The sequence below is a fragment of the Streptomyces sp. HSS9-12 genome, assembly GCF_054963655.1.
Window position 1 is genome coordinate 19,717 of record NZ_JBUEGC010000051.1, and the last position, 25,369, is coordinate 45,085.

Annotated in this window: 20 protein-coding genes and 3 pseudogenes; 5 read left to right on the plus strand and 18 right to left on the minus strand. The window is 69.4% G+C overall.

The features are described 5' to 3' along the window. Positions 1-12: 12 nt before the first annotated feature. The 7 genes from ACY34J_RS23525 to ACY34J_RS23555 form a co-directional block, all read right to left on the minus strand. Positions 13-738 (minus strand): CocE/NonD family hydrolase, encoded by a 726-nt coding sequence (locus ACY34J_RS23525; RefSeq protein ID WP_462728619.1) that lies wholly within the window; start codon positions 736-738, stop codon positions 13-15. Then, positions 620-913, minus strand: a complete 294-nt coding sequence (locus tag ACY34J_RS23530; RefSeq protein WP_462728599.1) for a CocE/NonD family hydrolase — start codon at positions 911-913, stop codon at positions 620-622. Before ACY34J_RS23530 ends, ACY34J_RS23525 begins: the two co-directional genes overlap by 119 nt. Then, on the minus strand, positions 910-2,391 hold the full coding sequence (locus ACY34J_RS23535) for a purine-cytosine permease family protein (protein WP_462728600.1): 1,482 nt from the start codon (positions 2,389-2,391) through the stop codon (positions 910-912). Before ACY34J_RS23535 ends, ACY34J_RS23530 begins: the two co-directional genes overlap by 4 nt. Then, the gene (locus tag ACY34J_RS23540) at positions 2,388-3,128 is read right to left on the minus strand and encodes an enoyl-CoA hydratase/isomerase family protein (RefSeq protein ID WP_462728601.1); all 741 of its coding nucleotides are present in this window, start codon (positions 3,126-3,128) and stop codon (positions 2,388-2,390) included. The genes ACY34J_RS23535 and ACY34J_RS23540 overlap by 4 nt, the downstream gene beginning before the upstream one ends. After that, a complete protein-coding gene (locus tag ACY34J_RS23545) occupies positions 3,125-4,306 on the minus strand; it encodes an acyl-CoA dehydrogenase family protein (protein WP_462728602.1) in 1,182 nt (393 codons plus the stop codon). Before ACY34J_RS23545 ends, ACY34J_RS23540 begins: the two co-directional genes overlap by 4 nt. A gap of 91 nt (positions 4,307-4,397) precedes the next feature. Then, the gene (locus ACY34J_RS23550; protein WP_462728603.1) at positions 4,398-6,491 is read right to left on the minus strand and encodes an acetate--CoA ligase family protein; all 2,094 of its coding nucleotides are present in this window, start codon (positions 6,489-6,491) and stop codon (positions 4,398-4,400) included. Then, on the minus strand, positions 6,488-7,333 hold the full coding sequence (locus ACY34J_RS23555) for an SDR family NAD(P)-dependent oxidoreductase (protein ID WP_462728604.1): 846 nt from the start codon (positions 7,331-7,333) through the stop codon (positions 6,488-6,490). Before ACY34J_RS23555 ends, ACY34J_RS23550 begins: the two co-directional genes overlap by 4 nt. A gap of 292 nt (positions 7,334-7,625) precedes the next feature. Here ACY34J_RS23555 and ACY34J_RS23560 point away from each other — a divergent pair, with 292 nt between their 5' ends. Together ACY34J_RS23560 and ACY34J_RS23565 are read left to right on the plus strand one after the other, a co-directional pair. Continuing rightward, positions 7,626-8,495: a TetR family transcriptional regulator C-terminal domain-containing protein gene (locus ACY34J_RS23560; protein ID WP_462728605.1), complete on the plus strand. Its 870-nt coding sequence runs from the start codon at positions 7,626-7,628 to the stop codon at positions 8,493-8,495. Positions 8,496-8,602: 107 nt separating this feature from the next. Then, positions 8,603-9,235 carry an NUDIX hydrolase gene (locus ACY34J_RS23565; protein ID WP_462728606.1) on the plus strand — a complete coding sequence of 211 codons (633 nt, stop codon included), beginning with the start codon at positions 8,603-8,605 and terminating at the stop codon, positions 9,233-9,235. Positions 9,236-9,340: 105 nt separating this feature from the next. On the opposite strand, the gene ACY34J_RS23570 is transcribed toward ACY34J_RS23565, so the two are convergent. Beyond that, positions 9,341-9,709 carry a transposase gene (locus ACY34J_RS23570; RefSeq protein WP_462728607.1) on the minus strand — a complete coding sequence of 123 codons (369 nt, stop codon included), beginning with the start codon at positions 9,707-9,709 and terminating at the stop codon, positions 9,341-9,343. 630 nt (positions 9,710-10,339) lie between these two features. Here ACY34J_RS23570 and argS point away from each other — a divergent pair. Then, positions 10,340-11,854, plus strand: a complete 1,515-nt coding sequence (gene argS, locus ACY34J_RS23575; protein WP_462728608.1) for an arginine--tRNA ligase — start codon at positions 10,340-10,342, stop codon at positions 11,852-11,854. Between the two features lie 58 nt (positions 11,855-11,912). Continuing rightward, positions 11,913-13,143, plus strand: a pseudogene (locus tag ACY34J_RS23580) (UvrD-helicase domain-containing protein); the annotation flags it as partial. A gap of 105 nt (positions 13,144-13,248) precedes the next feature. Here the strand turns inward: ACY34J_RS23580 and ACY34J_RS23585 are convergent. The 8 genes and pseudogenes from ACY34J_RS23585 to ACY34J_RS23620 form a co-directional block, all read right to left on the minus strand. After that, positions 13,249-13,638, minus strand: a pseudogene (locus tag ACY34J_RS23585) (amidase family protein); the annotation flags it as partial. Between the two features lie 9 nt (positions 13,639-13,647). Further along, positions 13,648-14,877, minus strand: coding sequence for an IS110 family RNA-guided transposase (locus ACY34J_RS23590; RefSeq protein WP_462728620.1), 1,230 nt, complete (start codon positions 14,875-14,877; stop codon positions 13,648-13,650). 825 nt (positions 14,878-15,702) lie between these two features. Next, complete coding sequence (locus ACY34J_RS23595; protein WP_462728609.1) at positions 15,703-16,197, minus strand: hypothetical protein; 495 nt, start codon at positions 16,195-16,197, stop codon at positions 15,703-15,705. Between the two features lie 5 nt (positions 16,198-16,202). Beyond that, a complete protein-coding gene (locus ACY34J_RS23600; protein WP_462728610.1) occupies positions 16,203-19,331 on the minus strand; it encodes an RHS repeat-associated core domain-containing protein in 3,129 nt (1,042 codons plus the stop codon). 136 nt (positions 19,332-19,467) lie between these two features. Further along, positions 19,468-20,109, minus strand: coding sequence for a DUF6531 domain-containing protein (locus tag ACY34J_RS23605; RefSeq protein WP_462728611.1), 642 nt, complete (start codon positions 20,107-20,109; stop codon positions 19,468-19,470). Positions 20,110-20,208: 99 nt separating this feature from the next. Next, entirely contained in the window at positions 20,209-20,961 is a 753-nt protein-coding gene (locus tag ACY34J_RS23610) for a WXG100-like domain-containing protein (RefSeq protein WP_462728612.1), read from the minus strand. Positions 20,962-21,402: 441 nt separating this feature from the next. After that, positions 21,403-21,595: pseudogene (locus ACY34J_RS23615) on the minus strand (pentapeptide repeat-containing protein); the annotation flags it as partial. Between the two features lie 70 nt (positions 21,596-21,665). Then, the gene (locus ACY34J_RS23620) at positions 21,666-22,481 is read right to left on the minus strand and encodes a DUF1266 domain-containing protein (protein ID WP_462728613.1); all 816 of its coding nucleotides are present in this window, start codon (positions 22,479-22,481) and stop codon (positions 21,666-21,668) included. 926 nt (positions 22,482-23,407) lie between these two features. On the opposite strand from ACY34J_RS23620, the gene ACY34J_RS23625 reads away from it, so the two are divergent. Further along, positions 23,408-23,734 (plus strand): hypothetical protein, encoded by a 327-nt coding sequence (locus ACY34J_RS23625; protein WP_462728614.1) that lies wholly within the window; start codon positions 23,408-23,410, stop codon positions 23,732-23,734. A 124-nt stretch (positions 23,735-23,858) separates the two neighbouring features. Here the strand turns inward: ACY34J_RS23625 and ACY34J_RS23630 are convergent, their stop codons facing one another. Together ACY34J_RS23630 and ACY34J_RS23635 are read right to left on the minus strand one after the other, a co-directional pair. Next, positions 23,859-24,020, minus strand: coding sequence for a hypothetical protein (locus ACY34J_RS23630; protein WP_462728615.1), 162 nt, complete (start codon positions 24,018-24,020; stop codon positions 23,859-23,861). A 53-nt stretch (positions 24,021-24,073) separates the two neighbouring features. Beyond that, a complete protein-coding gene (locus ACY34J_RS23635; protein WP_462728616.1) occupies positions 24,074-25,087 on the minus strand; it encodes an RNA polymerase subunit sigma-70 in 1,014 nt (337 codons plus the stop codon). Between the last annotated feature and the right edge of the window lie 282 nt (positions 25,088-25,369).

A 25,369-nucleotide genomic window follows, 5' to 3' on the forward strand; every position in this document is an offset into this window, starting at 1 on the left:
GCAATCCATCCTTCACTGAGAGTAGACGTCTGTTGTGACGCTGCAGTTCCCCGGGCCCGGCTCATGTCCGCCAGCGGCGAGCGGGCCCGCGTGGGGGGGCAGCGGCGGGCGGTTTACGTGGCGGGCGCGTCGCCGTCCGCGGCCCTGATGAGGATCCTTGGCCTTGCGGTAGTAGGCCGAAGGGACCGGGCGTACTCGGCCGCCGCCAGCCCCGGCGGCACAGGAGCGTTCGGCCGCTGGCCCGACACCGCCGAGAACGAAGACGCCGACGACCTCCACGATGAACGTAGCGGATACGGCCGTCGGCGAAGTCTGCAGTCCGTCGAGCAACTCCGCGAACGGCCGCCGCGACCAGTCGAGGCTGGGCACCGGATTGGCGCGGTCTGCCCAGGTGGAGGTCAGCCACTCGACGATGGGACCGAGCCTCAACACCCCGATCCGGTAGACGAGTTCGCCGCCGATGTCCGTGCTGGTCAGGCGGGATACGAGCGCTCTGACGGCAGGATGCCCGCAGGCGACCGCGGCCCAGGCGGTGAAGCCGCAGTACGAGTTGCCCCAGCAGCCCACCGTGCCGTCCGACCAGCGCTGGGCCGTTATCCACTCCAGTACGTCCCAGGCGTCACCGACCTCCGCGGCGAAGGGCACCGGCATGCCCTCGGAGCGGATCTTGCCGCGGACGTCCTGGGTCACCACCGCCAGTCCGGCCTCGGTCAGCCCGGCCGCGATGTCCGGCAGCAGGGGTGTCCGGATGGGTCTTGTCGTACGGCGTCCGGATCAGCACCGCCGGCATCCTCGTGGGCGACGGCGGCAGATACACCTCGGTGTGCAGCCGGATGCCGTCCCGCAGGGGCACCCGGAAGGGCTCCGCCTGCGGGACGGGCGTACCGGACGGCACGGGGACGGCTGTGTTCACCCGACGTGCGCCGAAGGAGCCGGGCGGTCCGGGTCCAGGCCCTCGTCAGCGGTGTCCACCACGGCCCGTTCGGCCGTCAGATCCAGGGACCGGCAGACCACCAGGTACAGGCCCGCCGAGACGGCCAGACCGACGAGCATGGTGATGTCCAGGCCGTCGAGCCACCGCGCCACCGGGCCCATGCTGTCGCCCACCACGGCGAACGGCATCATCGACGCGAAGCCGACAACGTAACTGACCAGCCCGCGCCAGCTCCACCGCCCGTAGATGCCCCGCGGGTTGAAGATCTCCCGGATGGAATAGTGGCCGCGACGCACCACGTAGAAGTCGACCAGGTTGATCGCGGTCCACGGGGTGAACAGATAGCCGAGCACGACGAGGAAGTGCTCGAACTGCTCGAGGAACGTCTCGTCCGAGCCGAAGGCGATCGCGGTGGACAGCAGACCGACGACGAGCAGTGTGACCACTCGCTTGGCCACGGTCGGCCGGATCTGCCGGATGGAGTCCACGCTGGACAGCAGGGTCAGGCTGCCGCCGTAGAAGTTGAGCGTACCGATGGTGATCAGCGGCAGGACGGAGGCCAGCAGCAGCGTGATGCCGAACCCGTGGAAGACCTCGTCACCGGCGGAGATGACCGACTCCACGAGGGCCGCCTTCGGGAACAGCCCGGCCGCCACGGTGCCCACCAGCATCATCCACGCGCCGCCGATGGTCGCGCCGAGGTACGTCCACCAGAACGAGGAGCGCACGCCCACCGTCGGCGGCAGATAGCGGGAGTAGTCGGAGACGTAGATCGACCAGGAGAGCTGGTAGACGGCCGCCGTGAAGAACTGGACGAGGAAGGGCGCGAGGGCGAACGTGCCCAGGTCGAGCTGCTCGGGGCTGAACGGGTTCACCGTGACGATGCCCACGGTGAACACGATCAGCGCCACGAACATGAGGTACGTCAGCCAGCGCGACGCGCGGTGGATGAGGTCGTAGCCGACCACCGCCAGCACGATGCCGACCACCGCGTAGCCGATGTAGCTGGCCGGGTTGGGCACCCCGGCCAGATGCTCCAGCGTGCGGCCGACGAGGATCTGGTTGAACGCGGTGTAGCCGATGTACGTCACCAGCGCGGTGATCCACACCAGCAGGGCGCCGACGAACCCGAACTGCGGGCGGGACTGCACCATCTGCGGCAGCCCCAGCTGCGGGCCCTGGGTGGAGTGGAAGGCCATGAAGAACGTGCCGAAGGCGGAGCCGAGGACGACGGCGATCGCCGTCCAGATGAGATTGCCGCCGAGCGCCACCCCGATGGCGCCGGTGGCGACGGTGGCCAGGTGGGCGTCACCGGCGAACCACACCGGGAACAGATGCCACACCTTGCCATGGCGTTCGGCCAGGGGGACGTAGTCGATGGAGTGGGTTTCGATGAGCGGGCGGCCGGCGGCGGGCGGGGGCGGCGTGGGGGATGTCGCGTTCGAGGTGACGGTCATGTCGGGTCCTCGTTCGGTGAGTGGGTTGCCTGGTTGAGGGACGCGTACGCCAGCTGCTCCAGCAGCAGGGAGGATTCGCGAGAGGAGTCCGCGACGGCGTCGATGACCCGTTTGGTGACGGCGACCGCGAGCGGTGGAAGAGCGGCCAGTTCGTCGGCGAGCCGCAGTGCGTGATCCACATGCGCGCCCTCTTCGCTGACCTCGGTGATCAGGCCCCAGAGGAGGGCTTCGGCGGCCGTCAGGCGGCGGCCGCGCAGGACGAGTTCACGGGCGCGGGCCGGCCCGACGGCGCGGACCGTACGGTAGGTCCCCCCGGAGCTGGGCAGGATGCCGATGCCCACCTCCGGAAGGCCGAACTTCGCGGTCGGGTCCGCCACTCGGAAGTCGGCGGCGAGGGCGAGCTCCAGGCCACCGCCGAGGCAGTAGCCGGCGATGGCGGCGACGGTGGGCTGCGGCAGGGCGGCCAGCTTCTCGTACACGGCGCCGGAGTCGCGATAGTACGCGGCGATGGCCTCGGGGATCATCTCGCGCAGCTCGCCGGTGTCGGCGCCGGCGGAGAAGACCCGGCTGCCGCCGGTGACGACGACGGCTCGGCTGGTGGTGACGGCCTTGTCGTCCAGCGCGCTCAGCAGCTCGCGCTCCAAGTGGGTGGAGAGGGCGTTGAGTTTGGCCTCCCGGCGCAGCGTCAGTACGGCGGTGCCGCCGCTGCGCCGGATCTCGACCGTGCCGGCCGTCACGCCTCGGGGCTTCCGGTCGTCGGGAAGTCCAGCATGCCGAGGCCGCGCTTGGTGATCTCGTTGGCGATGACCAGGCGCTGGATCTCGGAGGTGCCCTCCCAGATGCGGTCGACGCGCAGTTCGCGGTAGAGCCGCTCGACCGGGTAGTCGCGCATGTAGCCGCGGCCGCCGAAGATCTGCACGGCCCGGTCGACGACCCGCCCGGCGGCCTCGGAGGCGGACAGCTTGGCCATGGCCGCCTTGGCGTGCAGGGTCTTGCGGTCGCCATCCTGATCGAACTCCCAGGCCACCTGGTGCACGAACGCCCGGTTGACGGCGATCTCGACGGCCGAGTCGGCGAGCATGGCCTGGATCATCTGACGCTCAATCAGTGCCTGTCCGCCCTGCACGCGCTCGCGGGCCCACTCGGTGGCCAGGGCGAGGGCGCGCTCGGCGGCGCCGACCGTGCGGGCGCCGATCATCAGGCGCTCTTCGGTGAACCAGCCGCGGGTCAGGTCGTAGCCGCCGCCGACCTCGCCGAGGACCGCGTCCTCGCCGACCTCGACGCCCTCGAAGACGTACTCCGGGTGCTCGTAGACGAAGGTGTGCATGTAGCGGGGGACGCGCTTGAGGCGCACGCCCGGCAGGTCCTTGTCGACGAGGAAGAGGGTGGGCGCCTTGTCCTCGCCGACCAGGGCCAGGACGAGGAAGAAGTCGGCGGCGTCGCCGACTGTGACGAACCACTTCTCGCCGTCGATGCGGTAGCCGTCGGCGGTCGGGGTGGCGGTGGTCGCGATGCCCTGCGGGTCGGAGCCGGCGTCGGCCTCGGTGATGGCGACGGCGTCGCGGCGCTGCCCGAGGATGTCGGGCACCAGGTAGCGCTCGCGCTGCTCGGGGGTGCAGGCGGACAGGGCGTTGGCGGGCCGCCACACGGTGTCCCAGAGGGCGTTGGTGAGCTTGCCCAGCTCCTCTTGGACGACGACCTGCTCCAGGATGCTCAGACCGGCGCCGCCCCACTCGGCCGGCATGTTGACGGCCTGCAGTCCGCTGGCCAGCACCTCGTCGCGGATGGTGCGGAGCACCTCCGGGGACAGGCCGTTGTCGGCCTCGCAGGTGTCCTCGTGAATCATGATCTTGGTCGCGAGTCCGGCGGCGCGCTCCTTGAGCTCGGCCAGACGCGGGGTGTAGGCGAAGTCCATCCGGGTGTCTCCTCGTGAGGCGGGTAAGCGGTATGGCTCTCAGGGGTGTTGGAGCCGGGGTCCGATCCGGCTGGCCGTCCAGGGCCTCGGGTCAGGAGCCGAGGACGATGCGGGCGTCCAGGCCCAGGCAGCCGTTCGGGGTGGCGAGCAGGGGGTTGACCTCCAGCTCGGCGATCTCGGGGTGTGCTGCGGCGACCGCGGTGACGGCCTCGACGGCCCGTGCCGCGGCGGCCAGATCGACGGCGGGCCGGCCGCGTACACCGCGCAGCAGGGGCGCGGCGGTCAGACGGGCCAGCAATGCCTCCGCCTCGGCGGCGGTCACCGGGGCCAGCGCGAGCCGGATGTCGCGCAGTACCTCGGTGAAGATGCCGCCGAGGCCGACGAGCGCCACCGGGCCGAAGCGGGGGTCGCGCCGTACGCCGACGATGAGTTCGACGCCGTCGGCCGTGTCGGCCATGGCCTCGACGCAGTAGCCGGGCGGGGCGAGGCGGCGCGCCATGTCGGCGTGCGCGGCCCGTACCGCGGTCTCGTCGGCGAGGCCGAGGGCGACGCCGCCGGCGTCGGACTTGTGCAGCAGTCCCATGGCCTTGAGGACGACGGGCCCGCCGATCTCGGCGGCCGCCTCGGCGGCCTCGTCCTCCGTACGGACCAGGTGGGCGGCGGGGAAGGCGAGGCCGCCGTTGCGCAGGAGTTCGCGGGCGGTCCAGTAGTCGTCGGCGACGGCGGGCGGGGCGGGCTGCGGCAGCGCCGGGACGTGCGGGGCGGGCCGCTCGGCGCGGTCGGCGATCCGGCCGAGGACCTGGGCGGCGTGCTCCACGGAGCCGAAGACGCTGACGCCCTGGTCGTGCAGTTCCCTGGCGGCGGGCCGGTCGGCGTACATGGTGTGTACGGCGACCGGTTTGCCGTGGGCGCGGATGTGCTCGGCCATGACCCGGGCGGTGACGGCCTCCGCGTCCGCGAGCGCTTCGCCGTAGCCGCCGTAGCCGCCGAAGTAGCCGCTGACGAGGACGGCGTCGACCTCGTCGGCGCCCAGTGCCAGGTCGAGCACCCGGCCGAAGGAGGTGATGTCCTGCTCCCCCGCCCCGGCGAGGTCGACCGGGTTGGCGGTGCCCGCGGAGGGCGGGAGTTCGGCGGCCAGAGCGGCGGTGAGGTCGGCGCCGAACTCCGGGACCAGCAGCCCGTGCGCCTCTGCGACGTCGCTCGCGAGCGAGGCGTGGCCGCCGCCGTCGGCGATGACGGCGACGCGCCGGCCGCCGCCGCGGCGGTTGCGGTGCAGTGCGCCCACCAGATGGGCGAGTTCGGCGACGGTCGTGACGCGGTCCACGCCGGCGGCCCGGCAGGCGGCGTCGATGACCGCGGAGTCGCTGGTCAGCGCCCCGGTGTGGGAGCGGGCGCCGCGCATCGACGCCTGCCCGGCGCCGACCGTGAGCAGCAGGACCGGCTTACCGGCCCGTACGGCGTCGGCCGCGGCGTCGGCGAAGGCGCGGCCGTCGCCGAAGTCCTCGCAGTACAGGGCTATCAGCTCGGTGCCGTCGTGCGCGGTGTAACTGCGGATGAGGTCCGCGGCGGTGAGGTCGGCCTGGTTGCCGAGGGAGGCGAACCGGGAGAAGCCGAGGCCGTCCCGCTCCAGTCGGCGGCTGAGCTCGAGGGCCATGTTGCCGCTCTGGGAGATGAATCCGACGGTGCCCGCGGGCATGTCGTTGGACGCCAGCCGCAGCCCGCTGGTGGTGTCGAGGACACCGAGGCAGTTGGGGCCGAGCAGGACGGCGCCGGCCTGCCGGATGCGCTCGGCGAGCGCGGCCTCGCGCTGCCGGCCCTCCTCGCCGAGTTCGGCGAAGCCGGCGGTGATGCCGACGATGGCGCGGGCGCCGGCGGTCAGTGCGTCGTCCACGGCGTCCGCGAATCCGGCGGCGGGGACGGCGATGACGGCGAGGTCGACGCCGCCCGGCGCGTCGGCGGCGCGGCGGTGGACGGCGCGGCCGAGTACCGGCTCGCCGCGCCGGTTGACCAGGTGGACGGGGCGCTGGTGATCGCTGCGCAGGGCCTGGACGGCGATCCAGTTGCCGTACTTGGTCTGGTCGTTGCTGGCGCCGATGACGGCGACGGAGGCGGGGTCGAAGAGTGCGGAGAGATCGCGAACGGTGGCAGCGGGCGCAGCCTCGCCGGCGGGGAGCGTGAGGGTCACGGGGCCACCTCCAGGCCGTCCACGTCTGTCAGGTCCTTCGGGTTCTCCAGGGCCGGGACCGGGTGTCCGGAGCCCCAGGCGTCGGCGCCGCCGTCGACGACGATCGTCGTGCCGGTGATGTACGAGCCGCCGGGCGAGGCGAGGAAGGACAGCAGCCCGGAGACCTCCTCGGGGCGGCCGAGCCGGCCGAGCGGTACGGCCTGCTCCCAGCGGCGGCGGTCGTCCTCGCAGTACGCCGCCTCCATCCCCTCGGTGGCGATGGTGCCGGGGGCGACGCAGACGGTGCGGATGCCGTAACGGCTCCACTCCAGGGACAGTCCGGCGGCGAGGTTCTCCAGGGCGGCGCGGGCGGAGGTGGCGTGCACCATGCCCGGGATGCCGCGCCGCGGGGAAAAGGCGATGAAGAATATGGATCCGGAGCGGTTGGGAATCATCGAGCGGACGGCGACCTCGCGGGTCATGGCCCAGCCGGCGTCGACGGCGAGGTCGTGCACCGCACGCCAGCCCTTGGAAGTGATCTCCTCGGCGGGGGCGGTGAACTGGCCGCCGGCGTTGTTGACGAGCACATCGATGCGGCCGAACGCCTCGAGGGCGGCGTCCACGATGTGCGTGACCGCGCCCTCCTCGCGGATGTTCGCCGGTACGGCCAGGCAGGTGCCGCCTGGAGCCTGGATCTCGGCGCGTACGTCTTCCAGGGGGCCAGGGCGGCGGCCGCAGACGACGACGCGCGCCCCGCAGGCGGCGAAGTCCCTGGCAACGGCCCGGCCGATGCCGGTGCCTCCACCCGTGACCAGCACGACCTTGCCGTCGTGCACGTCAGGGCGCAGTGGTGTCGTCCCCACGGTGCTCTCTTTCTGTGCCGGGCGTCCCGGAATCAGGCCATGCGGGCATTGGGGCATTCCGGGGCTGCGGAAATGCGGAAATTCAGGCACGACATGGCCCTGTTGATCCCGGGCGCCGCATCGGCTGACTGATGCGTCGGTTGGGAATTGCCATCACTGTGGGGCGACCTCGAAGGTGCTGTCAATAGATGCGCAACCTGGGAAGTTCAGCGAGATGCAGGGGTGTTGGAGGGACACCGCGCACACCTGGGGTATTGCGATTTAAGCAACGCAGGCGCTACGGTGCGGCAGCATGGACGAGACAGCGCAGCGCGTGCGCCGCGTGATCGACACAGTCGCGGACACCCAACGTGAGTTCGCCGCACGGATCGGCCTCGAGCCGACCAAGCTCTCCAAGTCGCTCCAGGGGAACCGCCGCTTCACCGCGGACGAGCTGTCAGCCGTGGCCGCGGCGGGCGGAGTGAGCGTCGACTGGCTGGTGCACGGCCGGGGCACGGGACCGGTCCCCGCGGCCGAGCAGCAGCAGGCCGAACCGGCACGAGCAGCCGCCGACTCCGAACGGACAGGCGACGACCGGCGCCGTACCGAGTTCCTCGAGGCGGCCTGGAAACTGATCTCCGAGCAGGGCTACCACGCCGTACGGATCGCCGACATCGCCCGCGCCTGCGGCACCAGCAGCGGTGCCGTGCACTACTACTTCCCCACCAAGCAGGACGTGTTGAGCGCGGCGCTGCTGCACTGCGTCACCTGCGCCTTCGAGCGGCAGAGCGTCGAGCTCAGGACCGTGGACAGCGCCTACGAGCGACTGCTGAAGCTCATCGACATGCAGCTGCCAACGCCGGGCCGGGTCCGGGACGAGTGGCTGGTCTGGCTGCAGTTCTGGGCCGAGACGGCGTTGCGCCCCGAACTGCGCCCGATCCACAATGACTTCTACACCCGCTGGCGGGAGACCGTGGTTCGGATCGTCCGCCGGGGGCAGCGGCAGGGACAGTTCCGGGCGGACGCGGACGCCGAGCAGCTCGCCCTGGGCCTCACCGCGCTCACCGACGGCTTGGCCATCCAGGTGCTGACGGGGGCGCCGGGAGTGACGGCCGAACGGATGCGCAGCGTCCTGCTGGACTTCATCGAACGCGAACTCCTCGCGGAAAGCCGGATCCCATGACACTGACGACGCCTGACGCAGCGGCCCAGTCGGCCGCTTTCCTCCGTCCACCCGCTCCCTTTGGAGGGCGGGGGGACGGGGACAGAGCGCCGCGGGGGCAGGGGATCATGGATCCCGCCGCCGGTGACGGCGAGTTCGCCGAGGTCAAGACGCGCGTGCGGACCAACCTCGCGGCGTTCGAACGACGCGAGGCCACGGTCCCACCGGACGCCCGGCGCGCCGGTGTCTGCCTCACCCTGTTCAGCCACCGCGGCGAGCCCCATGTCATGTTGATCAAACGGGTCGCCCGGGGCCGGAACGCCGGACAGTGGGCCCTGCCCGGCGGACGATTGGACGGCGCGGAGACTCCGGTGCAGGCGGCACTGCGCGAACTGGCCGAAGAGACGGGGATCTCGGCCGGTCCGGCGGATGTGGCGGGCCAACTCGACGACTTCGTCACCGACTCCGGCTTTGTCATCACGCCGGTGGTCGTCATCCCCCGGGCGCCCGTACGCCCTGCCCGCGACCCGCACGAGGTGCACTCGCTACACCCCATCCCGCTGCGCCGGCTCACGGAGCAGGACCTGCCCCGCTGGCACACCGGCTCCGACGGCCGGTCACTGCTGCAGATGCCGCTGCGCCGGGGGATGGTGATCCACGCACCGACGGGCGCGCTGCTGTGGCAGTTCCGCGAGGTGGCCCTGCTCGGCCGTCCCACCCGGGTCGGCGGCCTCGCCCAGCCGGACTTCACCCGCACATGAGCGCCTCAGGGCCGTGCCTGCCGGGGCGGCGTCAGCCAGGGCGCCCTTGCCTCGACAGGCTCATAGTCCACACACCGATCCTGCGACGGTGAGGTTGAGTACCACTCAACGGCAGAAATCGGGGAGATATCGGCGCAATGCCATCCCAAAGTGGCAATATTTCTGGGTACTTGAGCTTGCCCCTGACATGAACGCTTCATTAGTGGCCACCATCGTGTGATCCATTCCCTGTGCCCTCGTCCGGCACATGGGCCCGTGGGATTCGGGCCCATTCTCCTCGTACTTCGGCTCGCTAAGCCCACCACCCGGCTCCTGGCCGCCGGACTCCCGGTCGACCTTCGCCCAGTTGTGCAGCGTGTACGCGTTGATCCTCAGATCCCGCGCCACCTCAGCGACCGGCTTACCGGTCTCCCTCACGATGCGCACAGCCCCCGCCCGGAACTCCGGGTCAAAGCTGCGCCTCTTGACTCCCACGACCCAACCATCTCTCCAGATCGGGTCTCCACGCTACGAGGGGAGGCACAGGTCAGCCCCTACGGGCGTGTCCCCAGGGGTGTCATCGAGAAATACAACGAAGCGCACTGACCCGTGCAGCGGGTCGTGGGGCGATACCAAGATCCGCGCCCAGGCCCGTGTCCTCAGGAGTCCCAGGTCCGGCTTGCCGGGCGTACGTCCACGCGCGCCCTCCATGAACCCGCGCATGGTCTCGTAGGGATGACGTGCTCGTCGTGGCTGTGGATGTGGACGGTCGACTTCAGGTCCGGACCTCGTCGGGTATCACCGCCACCAGGAAGGCAGTTCCAGGCAGCTGCGTTGCTGCGCTGGGAATCGCAGCCCACGCGGCCGGGCACCGGGACGACCTCGCTCAGCTCCACACACCAGGCTTCGTCCGGCAGGGATAGCGGACCGCCCGAATATTCGGTGTCTCCGGCGGCGTCCGTCCCGGTACCGTCGCCGCCGTGACTCCACAGATCTCGCGGTCGTCATTTCCGGCGGCGTACACCAGGCCATCCAGTCCGGACGTATCTCGGGAGAGGCGCCGCAGGAGATCCGCGTCGAGCGCCCCCGCCACCGCAGCCATGGCGACTACTCGACCAAGTCGCCATGCAGCTCGCCAGGTCCGCGGGCCTGCCCGCCCGCACCGTCGCCGAGGTGCTGGCCCCGCTGGTGGGCGCTGCCGACGGAGTCGCGAAGGCCGAGGTCGCGGGCCCCGGATTCCTGAACATTACGCTGGAGAGCGCGGCGATCGGCGCCCTGGCGCGCGACATCGTCCTGGCCGGTGACGCCTATGGCCGCACGGACCGGCTCGGCGGCCTTCGGCTCAATGTGGAGTTCGTCTCGGCGAACCCCACCGGGCCGGTACACATCGGCGGGGCCCGGTGGGCGGTCGTGGGCGACGTGCTTGCCCGGCTGCTCGAGGCCGCGGGTGCAGAGGTGTCGCGGGAGTACTACTTCAATGATGCCAGCGTGCAGATCGACCGGTTCGCCCGCTCGCTGCTCGCCGCGGCGCAGGGCTCGCCGGTGCCCGAGGACGGCTACAGCGGCGCGTACATCGAGGAGATCGCCGCCGCGGTGCTGCGTGGGCAGCCCGGGGCCCTGGAGCTGCCGCAGTCCGAGGCCCTCGCCGCCTTCCGGACGGAGGGCACGGCGCTGATGTTCGACGAGATCAAGACGTCGCTCGCCGCGTTCGGTACCCGCTTCGATGTCTACTTCAACGAGAAGGACCTGCACGACCAGGGAGGCCTGGACGCCGCTGTCGGCCGCCTGCGGGAGGGCGGTCACGTCTTCGAGGACGAGGGCGCGGTCTGGCTGCGCACCACGGAATTCGGCGACGACAAGGACCGGGTCCTGGTGAAGAGCGACGGTTCCTGGACGTACTTCACCGCGGACTGCGCGTACTACCTCAACAAGCGGTCCCGGGGCTTCGAACGGGTCGTCATCATGCTCGGCGCCGACCACGCGGGATATGTGGGCCGGATGCGGGCCATGGCGGCCTGCTTCGGTGACGACCCGGACACGCACCTGGAGATCCTGATCGGCCAGCTGGTCAACCTGGTCAAGGACGGGCAGCCGGTCCGGATGAGCAAGCGGGCGGGCACGGTCCTCACCCTGGACGACCTGGTCGAGGCGGTCGGCGTAGACGCCGCGCGGTACGCACTCGCTCGGGCCAGCGTGGACGCGGTGATCGACCTCGACATCGACCTGCTGACCCGGCAGTCGAACGACAACCCCGTGTACTACGTCCAGTACGCGCACACGCGGCCGTGTTCCGTGCAGCGCAGGGCGGAGGAAGCCGGGATCGGGAAGGGCGCGCCGGAGGACTTCGACCCCTCCCTGCTCACCCACGAGCGGGAGGCCGACCTGCTAATCATGCTGGCCGAGTTCCCGCAGGTTGTGGCCACTGCCGCCACGCTGCGCGAGCCGCACCGGGTGGCGCACTACCTGGAGGCGCTCGCCGGCACGTACCACCGTTTCTACGACGCCTGCCGCGTCCTGCCGCGGGCGGGTGAGGAGCCGGACGCCCGCGCCCGGGCCCGGCTGTGGCTGACGGAGGCCAGCAGGCTGGTGCTGCGCAACGGGCTGCGGCTGCTCGGGGTCTCGGCACCCGAACGGATGTGAGCACGACCCCAGACCGCACGGCGAGATCATCTCACCCGTTGCCAGCAGTTACGGGACAGCCCTCGGCCACCGCTACCTCACGCGTCTGAACGGCCCCCGCCAGCCCGGCTGGAAGACCGGCCAGGCCCTGGGCATCACCAAACCCGTCCGTATCGGCGACCGCGACGTCTCGCCCAAAGCCCTGTCCTACACCATCCTGCGCACCGTTACCCGCTTCTGCCACTGCGCCGACCCCGTCATCAGCCGCCACCACATCCCACGGCTACGTGGCATCGAAGACCAGCACCTGCACACCCAACTCGCCAAAATCATCTTGCCGTTCGCCCGCAAAGCGTGGGCCGACCTACAGCACACCGACCACGGCGTCGTCCGCTTCGACCACGACCACTACCTGAAGATGTGGGCCCTGTCCGAACCGAAGATCGAAGCCGACTTCCTCCTCCTCGACGAAGCCCAAGACACCAACCCCGTCGTCGAACAGATCTTCAACGCCCAACGCGCCCACGCCCAACTGGTGATGGTCGGCGACTCCGCACAGGCCATCTACCACTGGCGCGGTGCTCGCGACGTGATGACCGGCTTCGACGGAAAACCCCTGACCCTGTCGAAATCCTTCCGCTTCGGCCCCCGCCTCGCCGCGGAGGCCAACCGGTGGCTGGCGATCGCCGACGCCCCGATCCGCCTGGAGGGGACCGAGTCGATTCCCACCGAACTCGGCACGGTCGACCACCCCGACGCCGTGCTGTGCCGCACCAACGTCGGCGCCATGGCAGAGGTCATGAAACTCCTCGAAACCGGCCACCGCGTCGCCCTGGTCGGGGGAGGGGAGAGCCTGCGCGCGCTCGCTCTCGCGGCCGATGAACTCAAAGGCGGCCGCCGCACCTTCCACACCGAGCTGGTGCTCTTCCAGTCCTGGGGCGACCTGCAGGACTATGGCGAACACGACCCGGCAGGACACGACCTCATACCACTGGTCGACCTGGTCGACCGCCACGGAGCCGACGTCATCCTCACCGCAGTCGACCAGCTCCACCACGAAGACCAAGCCGAGGTAACGGTCTCAACCGCCCACAAGGCCAAGGCCGCGAATGGCCGAACGTGAAAATCGCCGACGACTTCACCCCGCCGAAAGATCGCGACGACGAAGACGAGAACGGCCACCCCCTGCCCGGCCCCATCGATGACGCCGAGGCCCGCCTGGCCTACGTCGCAGTCACCCGTACCGCACCCGCCTCGACCTCGGAGGCCTGTCCTGGATCCACCACCACCCCGACGGTAACTCCCTGTGAGTCGCTAGCTCGCGACTCTCTCTGGCGAAACGCCCTGCCGAAGCAGACCCGCCCCTGCAGACAGGCGGGAGGCGATGAGCTCCGTCTCCCCTTGCATCACAGCCCTTACCCGGCCAGATGGTGCATCAGCAGGTCGGCCAGGTGGGTGACGGTAAGGTCGGACAGGTAGGGCCCGATGAGCTGGAGGCCCAGTGGCAGGCCGTCGGCGGTGCGGCCGGCCGGAATGGTGGCCGCTGGCAGGTGTACGAGGCTGGCGAGGTTGAGCCAGGTGGTCTGGTCCCAGTAGGGCCGCCGCTCACCGTCCACGGTGATGTACCGCTCCCGGAGAGGCAGGCTGGTCTGGTCGGGTACGGCGGCCGTCGGCGCCGCAGGCGTGATGAGGACGTCAATGTGGCCGAAGATGTCCCGCAGTGTCTCGCGCTCGTCGGCCTTCGCGCCGGTCAGCGCGAACAGGATCGGCAGGCCGCCGAGCGTGCACACCAGACACCTCAGGCCGCTAACTCGTCAAGCTACGGCGGCGAGTGCCCCTGGGAAGGCCGTGTGTTCGTCGAACAACTCGCGTCGCTGGAGGCAGTAATAGAGCTGGCCGAGCATGCGGTTGAAGAGGTTCCGCTGGGCGGCCGCGTGCCAGTCCCCGTGGTCGTCACGGCGCCGCCGGTAGTGCGCCTTGGCGCCGGGGGAGGCGGTGATCGCGGAGAACGCCCAGAGGTAACCGGCGTGGTTGAGCCGGTCGTTCTTCACCCACCGGCGGGTGATGCTCGACTTCTTGCCGGAGGCTCTGGTGATGGGAGATGCGCCAGCGTATGCCTTCAGACCGCGGGCATCTGCGAAGCGATTGCGGTCGTCTCCGACCTCGGCGAGCACCCGGGCGCCGATCTGGACGCCGAGGCCGGGGAAGCTGAGGATGATCTCAGCGTCCGGGTGCTGAGGGAAAGCCTCTTCGACCGCCTTCGCGAGGTCGTCAGCGGCGGTGCAGGCGGCCTCCAGCTGGACCAAGAGCGCGAGCATCTGCTTGCCGAGCGCCTCCTCGACCAGCGGCGGCTGATGGGCCCAGTCGGCACGGAAGACCTCACGGAGCCGCTCGGCCTCGGACTCGATGCCACGCTTGCGGCCGGCCCGCTTGAGCGCGGCCTGCAGCTGCGTGCGTGTCAGCCGCGCGGCGCGCGCAGGCGTCGGTGCCGCCTTGAGGAGCTGGTGGGCCTCCGGGCGGCACAGGCCGTTCCTCCAGGACTCGGACGCTGCCAGGGCGGCCGGGTAGTACTCCCGCAGCAGCGAGCGGAGCTGGTTGGAAATCTGCTGCCGGTTCCACGTCGCGTCCTGCTGAGCGCGAGCGAGAACGGCGATAGCGCGGCCCAGGTCGCTGTCGGCTGGTAGCGGCCGGTGGGCGTGCATGTCGGTGCGAAGGATGTTCGCCAAGACCAGGGCGTCGCCCGGGTCGGACTTCTTGCGCGAGACGCTGTGCCGGTCGCGATAGCGGGCGGCGGCCATCGGATTGATCGCGAACACCTGCCGCTTGCCGGTCCGCAGCACCGCCACCAGCAGTCCTCGCGAGGTCTCGATCGCCACCGGGATCGGGTTCTCCTCGGTGTCGCCGTACTCGGCGAGCAGGTCCAACAGGATTTTGTAGCCGACAGCGTCGTCGGTGATGTGCCGTTTGGCCAGTAACTGGCCGTTGTCGTCGACCAGGGCGACGTCGTGCGTGCGTTCCGCCCAGTCGATACCGCAGTAGATCAAAATCTTCCTCCCCTTGGTACAGTTTGCGCTGGTCACGAGCTCATGCGGGCCACGCAGCGACCTAATCCCAGGACTCAGCGCGAGGGCCGGTCCGCCACCTCAGTAGCTGTTCGTGGCACCAGCTCACCCCACGGGCCTCGGTCTATACGGGAGCTCAGACGGCTCGGGCGCTACGAGAGGTCACCGCGTAGCGGGCTCGCACCACGAACACAACGAGCGAGCACAGCAGTCGGTAGTGGCGGGTCACGAAGGCGCTGGGCACCGCCGCTCTGGTGTGAGGCTTCGAAGCCCGGTGCAAGCCAAGGCATCCGCCCGGCGCCCACGCGACCGCCACTACCACGAGCACCAGGGCCGCGCACCGATCTAAGGGAAGGCCTTGCACACCCGGATCGTGACAGGTGCCACGGCCCCGCTGCTCGAACAGCCCGCCCGGGCGGTCGTGCGTCCGGTACGGCTGTTAGCAACGGATTAGGTGCAGCCGCAGCCCCCAGAAGTACCGGGAATGCGACGCACAGTAGCCGTACTTGGCCCATCCAGCATGTGCAGTGATCGGGCAGCAGCGGCCTCTGCGGTTTCGACACGAAGGGCCAGGAACCCAGGCCCTTGGGTTCCTCGGTGCCTTCCGCTGATTGACGGACCGCGCTGCGGGGGCTGCGGCACGGTCGTCACCACTGTGAGTGCGAACCTTGGATTCAGTGCCGATCGGGTTGTTAACCGGCGGGCACTGCCCCAATGGACCGCAGGGCTCGATACTGTGCTTCGCGGTCGCTGCTCCTGATGGGAACCGTGCGCTGCGGGGCGTCAGCGGACGCTCGTCGGCGACCCTCAGTCCTCTGCGAGTTTGTAGTCGTAGTAGTGCGTCGGGCCTGTCAGGACAGCCTGGAAGTGCAGCGGCTCGCCGTCGGTATCGAGCGGGACCTCGTGTCCAGCGACGCGGGTGAAGCCGAGGGAGAGCCCGGGCACGTATGCATAGTAGTTCTCGTCCAAGACGGTCAGGTCCATTGCCTCCAGCCGCTGCAACAGCTGCCGCGCGGGGGTGCCGAAGACATCGATGCCGCGGAAGCGGACGTTGATCTCCTCGGGGCCGGGGCGGGGGATCCACACCTCTGCGGAGGTGAGGGTCTTGCCATCCTCGAGGTGGAAGACGATCTCGAACTGCGGGTGCAGCGCGGTCACCTTCATATAGTGAAACTGGTCGGCGGATCCCTCATCCTGAACCTTGATCCGCCCCAGCTCCGCAGCCGCCGTTTTTACGGCTTCGGCTGGCATGCCCAGCGGGAAGCCGGTGATGCCGTTCGGCGGGTCCAGTTCGATGTCCATGGCGGTCATTGTAGGAGGCAGGTACGGATCTTCCAGCCGTTGTCCGCGAGGTACTTCTGGAACTTCCTGTTGTGCGGTAGGGAGTCGACCATATCCTTGATGGCGGCGTCGTACTTCGTACCGTGAACGCGGCGAATCTCGTCGATGTCCATTTTCATCGCCTCATCGAACATGCCTTGCTTGATGAGGCTCTGCTGCTTCGCCCGCCACGCGTCAGGCCCAGGTCCCGAGCCGGTACTGACGAAGTTGCGATGGTCGTCGTACTCCATCCGGATCGCAGGGCCGGTGGATTCCTTTAGGTCGGTCGGCAGGCCGAGCTTCAGGTACGTGGCTTTTGCCGGGACGTGGTTGATCTCGTAGCGGGTGTTGTCACTGCCGTCGGTCCAGTTCGCCGGCTGGAGCTTGCTGTACCAACCGCCCATTCCCGAGGGCTGCTTGGCCAGTCCGAGCGGGTCGATCCAGAACAGCGGGTTGGGAACGTAGGCGTGCGGGTTCGGGCCGGCGCTCAGGCCGAGGGGGTCGCTGCTCAGGTAGCGGCCGGTGGCCGGGTCGTAGTAGCGGAAAAAGTTGTATGCGAGCCCTGATTCCTCATCGTGGTACTGGCCCGGTCGCCCCAGCGGGCAGGCCCGCCCATCACCGTGGTGGGTCCGCAGGCGGCGCCCCCACAGGTCGGCCTCGGCGGACCAGACCACCTGGCCATCCATGGCGACCAGTTCACTTGGTGTGTCGGCCAGATCGGAGACGATAGTGAAGAACCGCTGGTCAATGGCTACCTGGTCCTGGTTGCCGTCTGGCTGCCATATGCGCTCGGTCTGTGCGAGGGGCTTCCAGGTGCCCGGTTCCCAGTCCCAGACCACAGCGCGACGGGTGCCGTCGGGGAGCATGCTGTACTGCTCCACCAGCTGCACGCCGTCCCAGGCGAAGACAACCTGCTCGACGGCAGCGGCCTGGCCGTCTCGCTGCTCGATGCGGTGTTTGGCGATGCGGCGGCCGAGCGGGTCGTAGTCGTACACCCACGAACCGGCCTGTGGCGTATCGACCCTGACCAGCTGGTCCTCGGCGTCCCAGGAGTACCGCCACTCACGGCGCTGCCCGGACAGGGTGCGCACCAGCATGCGGACCAAGCGGCCCTGGTCGTCGTACTCGTAGGAGGTGCGGCCCGCGGCGCGCAGCAGCGATCCGGCATAAGCGCGTTCGCCTGCGGTTGCGCTGTCGGGCAGGCGGGTGTCCTGGGCATGGGTGATGTTGCCGAGCGGATCGTAGGCGTAGCTTTCGCTCCAGGACTCGGCCGTCACGCGGGTGACCCGGCCGGCCGGTGTTAGCTCGAACGCACGGTCACCCCGCAGCCGGTCCGTCACCGCGGTCGGCATGCCGTCGGCACGGTAGCCGTAGGTACGCTCCTGCACGCTGGTGTAGGCATCCTTGGTGCCGGATGTCGCGGCGAAGCGCCAGATCGCTTGACCAGTGAGCCGGTTGCAGGCGTCCCAGGTCTGGGTCAGCGCGGCGCCGCTGCCCAGGTAGCGGCTGGTCTCCCGGCCGCTCGCATCGTAGGCGAAGCTCAGGGCGCCGAGGGTTCCGCTGAGGCCGGTGGGCTGGTTGTTGGCGTCGTAGGTCCAGCTCGAGACGATGCCGGTCGGGGTCGTGCGGCTGGTGCGGCGGCCGAGCAGGTCGTAGGTGTAGGAGGTGGTCCACCCGTCGACGGACTCGCTCAGGACACGGCCGACGGCATCGTGGGTGTACTCCAGAACCTTCTCCCGACCCGTGACCCGGGTCAGCTGACCGAGCTGGCTGTATGTGAGGGTGGTCGCCGATCCGTCGTGGTTCCGCCGCTCGACCAGCTGTCCGAGCTCGTCGTAGGTGAAGGTGGAGGTGCGGCCGGCAGAGTCAATGGTCTGAAGCAGCTGGTCGGCGCCGTCGAGCCGGTAGGTGAGGATGCGGCCGTTGAAGTCCGTCTCACCGACCAGGTGCCCGGCCTCGTCATAGCGGTACCGCCAGGTCGCACCGTTGGTGGTGACCGAGAGCAGCCTCAGCTCCGTGTCGTACTCGAACCGCTGCTCCTCCCCGTCCGGAAGGACGCGTCCCGTCAGATGACCGAAGGGGCCGATCTCAAACCGAGTGACCGCCCCCACCTGGTCACGCTGCTCTATGACGTTGCCTTCGGGGTCGTAGCTCCACGTCTCGCGGCTGCCGTCGGCGTGGACCCGCTCGGTGATCTCCCCTTCCGGCCGCCGGATGAGACCAGTGGTCGCGCCCAGCGGGTCGGTAAAGGCCACGACGCGACCGAAGGCGTCGTACGTCACACGAGCGGTGTGGCCAAGCCCATCGGTCACCTCGGTGATCAGGCCGGCCGGATTGGTCTGGATGCGCCGGGCCTGACCCAGAGGATCAGTGACCGACACCAGGCGCCCCTGCGCGTCGTACTGCCGCGACGTCTGAGCCCCGGCCGCGTCGGTGGTGGTGAGCAGGTTGCCGTTGGCGTCGTAGGCGAACGTGGAGAGCAGGATGCCTCCCCGCCTGACGGACGCCAGTTGACGCAGCTCGGTGTATTCCAGTTCCACGACGCTGCCGTCGGGCTCGGTGATCCGCACGGGGCCGCCGTGATCGTCGAGGTCGAACCGCGTGGTCCTGTTGATCTCGTCGGTGCGCGAGACGACCCGTCCGAAACCGTCGTACTCGGTGAGCGTGGTGTATCCGAGTGGGTCGACAACTTTGAAGACGCGCTGCTGCTCGTCGTAGTGGTACTCCGTCGCATGCCCCAGGCTGTCGGTGACTGTCGTCACCCGCCCGGCCATGTCGTAGTGGAAAACGGAAGACAGGTATCCCTGCTCACCAACGCCGCGCGTCACCCGGCCCGTCTCGTCGTAGACGTACTCGTAGTTCTGACCGTTGCGGTCAGTCCACGCGGTGATCCGGTCTGCGTCGTCGTACTCGTATTCGTACGGCAGGCCGGAGGAGTTGACGATCCCGGCCAGTCGGCCCTCCGAGTCGTACTCGTAGCCGACGACCCCGGTGCCCCGTCCGTCCCCTGCGCCGTCCAGCAGCCGCAGACCCTTGATCCGCAGCAGGCCTGCCGCGGTGTCGGTCGTGTCGACCGCGATACGATACCCGCCGCTGTGCCGCACCTCGTTGGGCACGCCCGCATCGTCGTGCACGAAGGTGATGCGGTGATCGTTGCGGTCCGACAGCGCGGTGATGGCGCGTATCTCGCGGGTCGGCTCCTGCTCGACCCTTGAGCGTGCAAAGTGGCGCGTCCAACCCCGGTCCGGGTCCTCAATTCGTATGGTGTCTTGTTTCCTGATCCCAGGTCAGCGGCCAGCGCGCCCCTGCCAGGGGATAGACGGACTGACCCGGCCGAGCGGGCCGCGGGTAGTGCAGGATCTGCGCGTCGTCCCCGGCATAGTGGATTCCCGTTGCGTCGATCTCCACACGCTGGTCGATGGTCGACGACCAGCCGGGACCGTGCAGCCGCCCGCCGACGTATCCGGAGGCATACGCTCGCCGCAGCACCAGGGGCAGCAGGCCCGCCAGCTCGACATCCGTGGCCGACGTGATCATCTGACCTGACACCACATCGACCGGGTCGCCAGCGGTCTGGCAGCCCCTGTTACCCCCCGAAGGCTGTCCGCCCTTGCCGGCGCCGGCGAGGGAGGGTTCCTTCTTACCCGGCCGACCACCCTTGGAGCCCTTGCCAGAGGAGTTCAGGGACAGACCGGCGGTGTTGGGGCCCTTGGGGCCTCCGCCCTCATTCTCGCCGATCCCCTTGATGTGCTTGGCAAGGTTATCGTCGTTATCGCGGTGGTTCTTGGCCATCTGCTTCAGGCCGCGCCGCATGTTGTCGTCGAGGTGCTTCGCGGAGGTCTTGGCGCTTCTCGATACCGTCGATGACCTTGTCGAGCATCGCATTGGCGGCATCAGCAATAGCGTCCTTGCCGCGGGTGCGCCCGTGGTGACCCTTGGCCCGAGAGATCTTCCCGCCGGCCCGATCGCGGAGGATGCCACCACCAACGCTGTTCAGCTTCGTGTCGATCTCGTCGTACTCGTCCGGGTCGAAGTGGAACCCCCGCTGGCCCCACCACCGGAACCGCCGCTGCCACCGGCGCTGAGCAGCTCCATCTTCGCGACGCCTCCACCGAAGGCGTCCTTGCCCGCCTTGGCCGTATGGCCCAGGTCAACCCCCTCCTGCACGCCCAGCGCATTGGAACCAAGCTGGACCACCAGGTCACCGGTCATCGACCCCAGCGCCTCGTAGACCGGGCCCATGGCCACGTCAATGACGTGGGAGGCGACCTGCTCGCACACCTCCTTGAAGATCCTCTTCACGATCATCCGGGTAGCCTGCGTCGCCCCCAAAGCCCCCAGCTCGGACAGCCCCAGAGTGAAGGGGGCGGCGGCCTGCGCGGCGACGACCTCGGCCGCGAGGATGCCCAGCTGGACGATCGCTGCCAGCTTCGCGCCCTCGATGAGGACGGCGACGCCGTCCATGGCGGTGCCCGCCAGCCGACCCGCCTCGGCGAGGTTGGCCAGGTGGGTGCCTTTGACCTTGCTCCAGTGCTGGTTCAGCGCCTCTGTGGCGAGGCTCCCGCCGCTCGCGGACACCAGCCTCTGCACCGCGTTGTGGGCCTGAGCGGCGCCGTCGTCGATGTCATCGGCGAACTCCCGCATGGCCGTGGCCATCTCGCGGTAGTCGTCCTCGTCGACGTTCGGCCAGCTCACACCGATGAGATCCAGAACCTCATCAGCCCAGCCCGGCAGGACAACACCCACTCAATCCCCCATCACCAGCGTGCAGTTGTCCAGGAACCGAACGACAGTACCAGGGGTATCAACGCATTCATCGACGACTGGACCAGGCGACGCGAAACCTCGGTCAGGGCTGTGCCGAGCATCGACGGCCTGATCGCGAGCGCGCGCCAGGCGAGCACCGGCACGGCCCGCCAGCCTCACCGGCGTCAGTATCGGCCTGGTGTCAGTGACTGCCGAGACCTACCAGGAGCAGCTCGGTCCTCCGGCAACCGACGGCTGGGACGAAGTGCCAGACCACAGCTTCCATGGCCCCATAGGACAGGTCACCATCGTGCCCACCGCACGAGCACCGCCCGCACTTCCGCTGCTCACCCCATTCGGCGCCCGGCTACTACACTGCCTCCGCCCGTACGTCTAGCTGCGCGGCGAAGGCCGGGGCAGGGTCGAGCAATTGGGCAGGAGCAGCGAGGCCTCGGCAAGGTCGGTGCCAGCCCCCGGTAGACCTGTCAGGACGCAGTCGATGAACCGTGCCCTGCGTAGCGAGTCTCATACAGCGTGCACCGGGCGAGGGCGCACTCCAAGAAGCGAGCCCCGCGCCCGTTCTGCCTGCCAGGTCGACCTCCGCGAACTCCAGCTCGTCGTAATCCGCATCCATCGCCCGTCGCCGCCGCCCGGCGCGACGGTTGGCCGTTCTCGGCCCCGCCCGCAGCGGGGGAAGGCCGGGTTCACGACCAGGGGATGGTGTGCCAGGGGCTGTCCGGGGTGGTGGTGAGGATGCGGTGGGCGTTGAGCATGTCCTCGTACCAGGGTCCGAACTTCTCTTCGTCGAAGTGGAGACAGCGGCCGAGGATGAACCCGGCTGCGAAGTCCTCCCACGAGGTGTAGGTGACCTGGCTGACCCGGCCGGCACGGACGACGGCTTGTTCTGCCTCGGTGATGTCACCGAATCGCGCTCCCAGACCCCAGCAGGCCATCTTGGACGCCCGGCCGAGGTCCCAGGCCAGAACCGACCGTACGGTCGCGCCTTCGGCGAGGATCCCGTCGGCGCGGAACCGGGCCTCGTAGCGTGCGATGCGGCCGATCAGCTGCTGTACGCGGTGGATCTCCGCCTCCAGTCGGCTGGTGCCGCCGGCAAGGCCGTTCCCTTCGGCCGCTTGGTGCCGCATGACCTTCTCGGTGGTCTCGCGCCAGTGTTCGGTGTCGACCTGGCCGCCGTACTGGCGGGCCAGTGACTGTCGCACCTCCAGCACGAACTCCCACACAGAACTGACCAGGTGACCCCGCAGCAGGCGCTCGAGGGCGCCGAGCCACTCCTGGCGGGTGGTGATGTCCCACCAGTCGCGCAGCGGCTCCCGCTCGTCCTGGTAGCCCACGCCGTGCCAGGCCATGGCGTTCCACAGCGCGCCGCTGTGCACGCTCAGCAGGGCTCCGCAGGCCAGACCGTGCGCCACGGGGCCCTGCAACGGGCCCCCGACCCACAGGGTGCGCAGTGCGTCGCCGCCGCACGGGCCCTCACTGTTGTTGGCATGCTGTCGCCACACGGACCGGTGTGGGGGTGTGGCCGGGAAGAAGGCCTCACAGGGAGTGCCGGGGTTGATGGCCAGCCCGTACGTGAGCCCTGGCCACTTCGTCGCCAGCCGCCGAGAGTGATGGAGTAGTAGATGGGGTCGGGCGCGGGCGCGGGAAGGACGCCTTCGGTGAAGAACGCCAGGCAGTCCGTGCGGGTAAAGGAGTTCCAGTACGGGGTGAAGTTGATCCGGTTCAGGTTCGCGTCCGCCTCGGCGCGGGGCATGGCGTGGAACAGGTGCACACCGGCCAAGACGTCGAAGTACGCCGGCCAGTCACCACGCATCTTCGCATCGAACAACCGGCGCTCGACGTCCATGGGCGCCTGCCACGCCACTGCTGGCAGTGATCCGCCGTGCCCGCTGCCCGGCGCGTAGCCGGACATCACCCCGTTGTCTATCCCCATGACACAAACAGTAGATGCCCACCCCGAAGCTGCCGCACAGGATGACCATGGCATCCCCCGGCACCCCGGCAAGAAGGGAGGCCTTCCGCTTCACGACGTGGGCGGGCCGACATCATCACGCCGCCTGGAGATGCCGCCAGCCTTGTACGGTCCGCGAATCTCTGGGCACGCCGCAACTGGCGTTCACTGTGCGGGTTCTCGTCGCGTGCTCGCCTGGCCTCCTCGATACGGTGTACGACGGAAGGAGGCGATGGTGACTGTTGCTGACGGGCTTGGCTGGCCGCCTCCGTGATCGGCCACCAGCGCCCGCTGCTGACCGCCTACTCGCCCGCCGCGCCCTCATCGCCGGCGTTCACGGCGTGGAACGCGCTGAGGAAGCCTTCGGGCTGGGGCTGCTGCGTGAGGAGTGCAGGTGCGGTCATCGGGGTGGCCGAGTGCGGAAACCGCGCAGACGCCCCGGGCAAGCAGCTCGTCCGCCTGCTAGGAGAGGACCCTATGCCATCCGCGGAAGGCGTCCGTGACCTGCTCGTTCCCCACCTCATGGGACGGCTTGAAGATTCCGGTGCTGTTCTTGAGCTGACCGGGCTGGACGTCGTGGAGCACGGCCGCACGTTCACGGTCGTCGTCGAACTGGTCGCCTACGGCCAGCGGTGGCGGGTACGCCTGGAAGGCGACAGCTCGGAGAAGAACATCTTCAACGGCAGCCCGCCTTACGACCTGGTCCGGTACACGGCGATGATGTTCCGGATCCGCCTGTTCGAGTGGTGGCACACCAAGGGCTCCGAACCGAAGTCGGCCAAGCTCGGTGAACGCATCGACTGAAGCAGACGAAGGGCGGCCCGCATGCCTGCCGGCGTGCGGGCCGCCTCCGCTTTGCAGGTAATCGACAAGCCCCGCCCGCTCCAGCGCTTTGTCCCCGGCACCGGTGTCACGCCCATCGACGGCCTCACCGCACCACCACGCCGAGCAGCCCGTCGAAACTCATCGCCGACATCGACCCGGGGCCGCCCGGGCAGACGTCCGCCACGGAAGGAGGACCGGCATCCCCGTGACCGACGAAGAGGACGACCGCCGGTACCACGTCGTCCTCAACGACGAGGAGCAGCATTTCGATCTGGCTCGACGGGCGCGACCTGCCGCTCGGCTGGTCCCTGACCGGCGTCAACGGCTCCCGGCCGCTGAGCGTCCGGGGTCGGCTGGAGCGGGCCGACGGGCCGACCGGCCCATGAGCGGACTCGGCCCCGACTTCCGGCGGTTGTGGTGGTCGTCGGCGGTGTCCAACGTCGGCGACGGCGTGCGGCTGACCGCGCTGCCGCTGCTGGCCGCCGCACGGGCGGTCATCCGGCGGCCCTCCGGTGGCGGGTGAGGACGGCGGCGCCGACCTGTTGTGCCGACAGGCACTCCAGCTCCGCGTGAGGGCCGCCTGCGGGAAAGAGCCGGTCGCCGGTGCCGAGGACGGTGGGGAAGGTCAGCAGCCGGTACTCGTCTGCCGTAGTCGCTTCTGCCCCGGTACCACAGCGGAACCGGCGGCATCTCCAGGACCGCGTCGTCGGCCAGCAGCCGCACCAGCGCGGGCACGTCGGCTGCCTCGAACGCCCGCACGTACCGCTGAACCACAGCCCGCACCCCGGGATCGCCCGGCTCGCACACCGCATCGAGATCACCCACACCCGCGAGGGCGGCACGGGCGCGTTGCAGCGCGCTGTTGACCGCCGCGACCGTGGTCCCCAACTGCTCGGCGACCTCGGCCGCGGTGAACTCCAGCACTTCCCGCAGCACCAGCACGGCGCGCTGCCGCGGCGGAAGGGCCTGCACCGCCGCCACCCACGCGAGGCGCAGGTCGGCCCGCGCCTGCACGTCGAACCACGCGTCGGGAAACGGCTCCAACCAGGGGACGTCGAGCGCCGGCGCCAGCGGGGCCTCAGGATCATCCCTCGGCGCGCCCAGCCCGGATGGCAGCGGGCGCCGACCGCGACCTTCCAGCGCGGCCAGGCACGCGTTGGTTGCGATCCGGTACAGCCATGTCCGCACCGACGCGCGCGCCGGGTCGTACCGCTCCCTGGCCTTCCAAGCACGCAGCAACGTCTCTTGAACCACGTCCTCGGCGTCGTGGAACGAGCCCAGCATCCTGTAGCAGAACGCCAGCAGCTCACCCCGGTACGGCTCGAAATCCACCGGTCCATCATGCCGGACACCGGCCTCGGCCTGCCCAAGAGGAGGCTTTGGCGGAAACTGCCAGGCTGCGTAAAACTGCCACTCAACGCCTCGCCGGGCCGCTCCGGTTGTACTCACCCTGGGTCTGGAGGCGCGGCGAGCGGAGGCCACGATCGACCCCGCGAAGCAGGCTCCTGTGCTGTCGGTTCTCGCGACGTGGTTCGTCGTGGAGCACCGCACCCTGGTCGACTGGGGTGCCCCGCAGTTTTTGGAGCAGACCCTCTACGAACTGATCTCGCGACA

Coding starts and splice junctions, on each gene's coding strand:
- ACY34J_RS23565 (WP_462728606.1), top strand. CDS start 8,603: ATGGATCCCGCCGCCGGTGACGGCGAGTTCGCCGAGGTCAAGACGCGC.
- ACY34J_RS23625 (WP_462728614.1), top strand. CDS start 23,408: ATGCCATCCGCGGAAGGCGTCCGTGACCTGCTCGTTCCCCACCTCATG.
- argS (WP_462728608.1), top strand. CDS start 10,340: ATGCAGCTCGCCAGGTCCGCGGGCCTGCCCGCCCGCACCGTCGCCGAG.
- ACY34J_RS23630 (WP_462728615.1), bottom strand. CDS start 24,020: ATGCTGCTCCTCGTCGTTGAGGACGACGTGGTACCGGCGGTCGTCCTC.
- ACY34J_RS23545 (WP_462728602.1), bottom strand. CDS start 4,306: ATGGACTTCGCCTACACCCCGCGTCTGGCCGAGCTCAAGGAGCGCGCC.
- ACY34J_RS23595 (WP_462728609.1), bottom strand. CDS start 16,197: ATGGACATCGAACTGGACCCGCCGAACGGCATCACCGGCTTCCCGCTG.
- ACY34J_RS23605 (WP_462728611.1), bottom strand. CDS start 20,109: ATGCCGCCAATGCGATGCTCGACAAGGTCATCGACGGTATCGAGAAGC.
- ACY34J_RS23535 (WP_462728600.1), bottom strand. CDS start 2,391: ATGACCGTCACCTCGAACGCGACATCCCCCACGCCGCCCCCGCCCGCC.
- ACY34J_RS23560 (WP_462728605.1), top strand. CDS start 7,626: ATGGACGAGACAGCGCAGCGCGTGCGCCGCGTGATCGACACAGTCGCG.